The organism is Pseudomonas sp. G5(2012) (assembly GCF_000408945.1).
GTDB lineage: Bacteria > Pseudomonadota > Gammaproteobacteria > Pseudomonadales > Pseudomonadaceae > Aquipseudomonas > Aquipseudomonas umsongensis.
The window spans coordinates 1-5340 of the sequence record NZ_APIO01000143.1 but is presented as its reverse complement, the minus strand read 5'-3'; the positions used below and the strand labels follow the sequence as shown (position 1 = coordinate 5340).

General features: G+C 62.2%; 4 protein-coding genes. All 4 read left to right on the top strand.

Annotation, left to right across the window (positions count from 1 at the left end):
• A partial coding sequence (locus PG5_RS34630; RefSeq protein WP_218187899.1) for a hypothetical protein occupies positions 1-196 on the top strand: 196 nt, incomplete at its 5' end.
• On the top strand, positions 193-1938 hold the full coding sequence (locus PG5_RS29985; protein WP_020800836.1) for a hydantoinase B/oxoprolinase family protein: 1746 nt from the start codon (positions 193-195) through the stop codon (positions 1936-1938). The genes PG5_RS34630 and PG5_RS29985, both read left to right, overlap by 4 nt.
• Before the next feature lie 34 nt (positions 1939-1972).
• Positions 1973-4063 (top strand): hydantoinase/oxoprolinase family protein, encoded by a 2091-nt coding sequence (locus PG5_RS29980; protein ID WP_020800835.1) that lies wholly within the window; start codon positions 1973-1975, stop codon positions 4061-4063.
• A 98-nt stretch (positions 4064-4161) separates the two neighbouring features.
• Positions 4162-5142, top strand: coding sequence for a helix-turn-helix domain-containing protein (locus tag PG5_RS29975; RefSeq protein ID WP_020800834.1), 981 nt, complete (start codon positions 4162-4164; stop codon positions 5140-5142).
• Positions 5143-5340: the final 198 nt, after the last annotated feature.

The window sequence follows — 5340 nt, the reverse complement described above, 5'->3', positions numbered from 1 at the left end:
CGCAGCAATGGATATGTACTCAGTCACCAACATCCTGGTCGGCTGTCAGGCCGCCATCACAAGTGCACTGACAATCAAAAACCAGTGCACTTTGCGCCAAGCCAGCCCCTGGTTCGAGCGCGTAGTTTTGTGTCGTGGGTTAGACGTTCGTCCTGACCTCCACCTGAATAACAACAAGATTTCTGGTGACCCATGAGCACAGTAGATCCGATCACCCTGGCAGTCGTGCGTGGCGCGCTCGAAACCGCGCAACGGGAAATGACCATCACCCTTGAGAAAACCGGTCGTTCAAGCGTTTTCAACCTGGCCCACGATTACTCCAACGCACTCTTCGATCACCTTCCGGAAATGATCCTGCAAGGCCAGGACATCCCGATTCACCTCGGATCGCTGATTCCGGCGATGAAATGCGTGGCCGGTTTCTTCGGCGATGACGTCCAGGAAGGCGATGTGATTTATCACAATGACCCCGCTTACATGGGCAGCCATATTCTCGACTGCTGCATGTACAAACCGGTGTTCTACCAAGGCGAGCTGGTGTTCTGGGCGGTGTGCAAAGGTCACCTGACCGACATCGGCGGACCGGTGCCTGCCGGCTACAACCCGGATGCCAGGGAAATCTACGCCGAAGGCTTGCGGATCCCGCCGGTCAAGCTCTGGTCCCAAGGCAAGCGCCGTGAAGACGTGATCAACCTGCTGCTGACCAACATGCGCGCCCGGGCCTACCAGGAAGGCGATCTCAACGCCCAGTACGGCGCCTGCAATGTGGGTGAACGGCATTTGCTGGAACTGCTCGATCGTTATGGCGTGGCGCAGGTGCGTGCGTGTATCGCCGAATTGAAAGACATGGCGGACCGGCACATGCGGGCCTTGCTGCGAGAAGTACCGGATGGCCTCTACAGCGGCACTGCCGTGCTGGAAGACTCGGGCCATGGGCTGGGTGAACTGTCGATCACCGCGCAAGTGGAAATTCGCGGCGACGAGGCGCACATCCTGATCGAAAGTCCGCCGCAGGTGCCGTACTTCATCAACTCCTACGCCGGCAACTCGGTGTCCGGGGTGTACCTGGGGCTGATGATGTTCGCCCAGGTACCGCCACCGTACAACGAAGGGCTGTACCGCTGCGTGACGGTCGACCTCGGCCCGCCGGGCACCTTGTGCAACGCCCAGGAACCGGCGCCCCACGTCAACAGCACCACCACACCGATGGAAACCCTGGCCGACGCGGTGCGCCAGGCCCTGGAACAAGCGGCCCCCGATCGGGTCACGGCCTCCTGGGGCCACGCCAGCGGGATCAACATTGCCGGCCATGATCCGCGCAATGGCAACGACGAGTACGTGACCATGGTGCTCGCCTCGATCATTTCCGGCGCCGGTGCGAACAAGGCCATGGACGGTTGGCCGGCGTGCGGTCCGTTGTGCTGTTTCGGCGCGTTGATGTCCGGTGATATCGAGTTGCTGGAGTACGCCTACCCGATCCTCATCCATCGCTACAGCCTGATGACTGACAGCGGTGGTGCCGGCGAATTTCGCGGTGGTTCTGGCACGCGAATCGAAATCGAACCGCTGGATCACGCGATGACCGTGGTCGGTTTTGGCGAGGGTCGACAACTGCCGACGTCTGGTGCCGCGGACGCGAACAACGTCCTGCTCGAACCGAAGCTGGGCCGATTGATTCACCGCAAGAACGACGGTGAGGAGCAGTCCTTTATCTACAACGCGCAGCTCATCGCGCAACCGGGCGAACGGGTGATCAACATCAACCCTGGCGGCGGTGGCTATGGCGATCCCCTGCGGCGCCCGGTCGCCAGCGTGGTCGACGACGTACGCAACGGCCTGGTGTCCCGCGAAGGCGCCCGCCTGGAATACGGCGTGGTGATCGACGGCAACGGCCAGGTCGATGACGCCGCGACTCGTGCGTGCCGCGCCACGCACTGATCGCCCCCCTTTGAGCTATCTGGAACCCCTGATCATGAGCAAGCAACAATATCGCCTGGGCATCGACGCCGGCGGCACCTTCACCGATTTCATCCTGGCCGATCGCAGCGGCAACGTGCAGTTGTTCAAGGCACCGTCGACGCCCCAGGACGGCACGATCGCCATCCGCAACGGGCTGGCGCAAATCGCTGACGCCATCGGCCGCCCCCCCGCCGAAATCATTGGCGACTGTGACCTGTGCATCAACGGCACCACCGTGGCCCTCAACGCGTTGATCGAGAAAACCGGGGTCAAGGTTGGCCTGCTGTGCACCGAAGGGCATGAGGACAGCCTGGAAATCCGCCTGGGCCACAAGGAAGACGGCCATCGCTACGATGCCAGCTACCCGCCGGCCTACATGCTGGTGCCGCGTCATCTGCGGCGCCCCATCGGCGGCAGGATCCTCAGTGACGGCAGCGAATACGCCGCCCTCGACGAAAACGCGATTGCTGAAGCAATCGAGTATTTCCGCGAACAGGACGTCAAGGCCGTGGCCATTTCGTTCGTCTGGTCGGTGCGCAATCCGAGCCACGAACAACGCGCCGCCGAGAGGGTGCGCGCGGCATTGCCGGGTGTATTCGTCTGCACCGGCAACGAAGTGTTCCCGCAGATCCGCGAATACACCCGCACCTCGACCACCGTGGTCAACGCGTACCTAAGCCCGGTCATGGGCCGCTACATCGAACGCATCGACGCCTTGTTCGAAGAGCTCGGCGCGCAGCAGCCCACGCGCTACTTTCAATCCAACGGTGGCCTGGCACCCGGTGTAGTGATGCGCGAACGCGCGGTGAATGCGATCAACTCAGGGCCCGCGTCCGCGCCGCAAGCCGGGTTGTGCGTGGCGCAGCCATTCGGCATAGACAACGTGATCACGGTGGACATGGGCGGCACTTCGTTCGACATCACCTTGAGCAAGTCAGGACGCACCAACTTCAGCAAGGACACTGACTTCCTGCGCTATCGCATCGGCGTGCCGATGATCCAGGTGGAAACCCTAGGCGCCGGCGGCGGCTCGATCGCCTATCTCGACGATTTCGGCATGCTCCAGGTCGGCCCGCGCAGCGCCGGCGCCAACCCGGGACCGGTGTGCTACGGCAAGGGCGGCACCGAGCCGACCGTGACCGACGCCAACCTGGCCCTGGGTTACCTGGCCGACGGCGCGCTGTTGGGCGGCAGCATCCGGCTCAATCGCCAGGCCGCCATAGAGGCGATCCGGAGCAAAATCGCCGAACCCTTGGGCATCAGCGTCGAACGCGCGGCGATCGGCATCATCACCTTGGTCAACCTGAACATGGTCAGTGGCATTCGCCGGGTATCGGTCGAACGCGGCTATGACCCACGGGACTTTGCCCTGATCGGCGCGGGCGGTGCGGCGGGCATGCACGTCATGCGCCTGGCCGAAGAAATCGGCAGCAAGGTGGTGCTGATTCCGAAAGTGGCTTCCGGGCTGTGCGCCTACGGGCAGATTCTTTCCGATATCCGCTACGACCAATTGACCACGCTGCCGATGCGCCTCGACGACGAACTGGTCGACCTGCCGTTGCTCAACCAGACCTTGCGTGACCTGCGCGAGCGCGGGATGAAAAACCTGCGCGACGATGGCTTTGGCGCTGGTAATAACGTCCAGTGCCTCTACAACCTGGAGATCCGCTACCTCGGTCAGATTCACGAGTGCAGCGTCGAGCTGACCTGCGATCAGCTGGATCAGTCGGGCCTGGTTGCGTTGCGTGAGGCGTTCCATACCCGGCACAAGGCGCTGTTCTCCTACAGCGAAACCGAGAGCCCGGTAGAACTGGTGAACCTCGAGTGCTCGGTAATTGCGCGCCTGCAACGTCCGCCCATGCCGGAACTACCGCCGGCTATCGATGATGTCGCGCCTAAGGCCACCGATCATCGGTCGATGTTGTTCAGCGCCCAGTCGTCCTGGCAGCAAACGCCGGTGTACAACGGTGACCGCTTGCAATCGGGGCAAACGGTAAAAGGCCCCTGCGTGATCGAAGAGGCGACCACCAACATCGTTGTCCCTCCTGGCTGGCAGGCCACGCTCGCGCCATCGGCCACCTACCGGCTGACACCCGGTGATTGACCGCCCGTAGACATTGGCAAATGATGGCAACCCAACGGTGCCGACGGCTTTTTTTGCGTCGGCACCGTCCTCATAATAAAAAAGATACGAGGGCAGCCATGGCCTACAAACTCTCCACACGCTCCTGGCCAGACAGTCAACGCCAGCCGCTCTGGGCCCAGGCCATTGGCAGTGCCTACTTTCCGCTGTCCCTGGAATTCGCACCTGACCGCCCTTTCAGCGGCAGCCTGCAGATCTGGGAAACCGGCAGCACCGCGCTAACCCTTTCTCGCTTGCGCTCCAGCCAACTGGGCTATTCGCGCAGCAAAGCCCAGGTCAGCGAAGACCACGAAGCCTGCTACCTCGTCACCGTACCGCGGCGCAGCGAAGTGCATTTCGAACAGGACGGCCGCGCCTTGCATTGCCAACCGGGTGGTTTCATCTTCGAACGGGGCGACGCGCCCTACCGCTTTCACTATGCCAGCGACAACGATCTGTGGGTGTTCAAGCTCCCCGAACGCGCGCTGCATGGCCAATTGCGCGGAGCCGAACGCTACACGCGCCTGTGCTTCGACGCCAGGCGCGCACTCGGGCGGGTCTTTGTCGACCAACTGGCGATGTGCGCCGCACGTTTCGACGAGTGCGACGAGGCCGCCCGGCATATGCTGCTGGAGCAGGCCCTTTCGACGTTGTTGATGGCATTGCGTGATGATGAGCGGGTGCTGAGCAGCGAAAGCTCGAACCTGGCCGCCCTGCATTTGCAACGCATCGAGCAGTACGTCGACCAGCAACTGGGCAACCCGGACCTGGCGCCGCCGATGATCGCCGAGGCCTGCGGGTTGTCCGTGCGTTATGTGCACAAACTCTTCAGCACCACGTCCTACAGCCTCGGCGAATGGATTCGCCTGCGCCGCCTTGAGGCGGTCAACAGAGGCCTGCGCGACCCCAACTGCCACCTGTCGATCGGCGAGCTGGCCATGCGCTGGGGCTTCAGCGACCAGGCGCAATTTACGCGAAGCTTTCGCCAGCACTTTGGGTGTACGGCCAGGGAAGTGCGCAGTGGGGTTCGGTTGGCTGCGTCTTCGAATATTGGTGTCTGAGGCAGGTTTCAGCTCTGACAGCCGAGCCGTTCCCTTGGTGTACATATCCATTCCTGCGGTAACGACCACTCAGGGTTCCGCTTTAACTGTAGGAGCCAGGCTTGCCGGCGAAGGCGTCCTGGCAGGCGATAATTGTCTTTCAGGCGTACATATCCATTGCTGCGGTAACGACCACTTGGGGTTTCGCCCTTACGGCGA

Bases quoted from the DNA above. Each gene is read 5' to 3' on its own strand.
- PG5_RS29985 (WP_020800836.1), top strand. From the start codon at position 193: ATGAGCACAGTAGATCCGATCACCCTGGCAGTCGTGCGTGGCGCGCTC.
- PG5_RS29980 (WP_020800835.1), top strand. From the start codon at position 1,973: ATGAGCAAGCAACAATATCGCCTGGGCATCGACGCCGGCGGCACCTTC.
- PG5_RS29975 (WP_020800834.1), top strand. From the start codon at position 4,162: ATGGCCTACAAACTCTCCACACGCTCCTGGCCAGACAGTCAACGCCAG.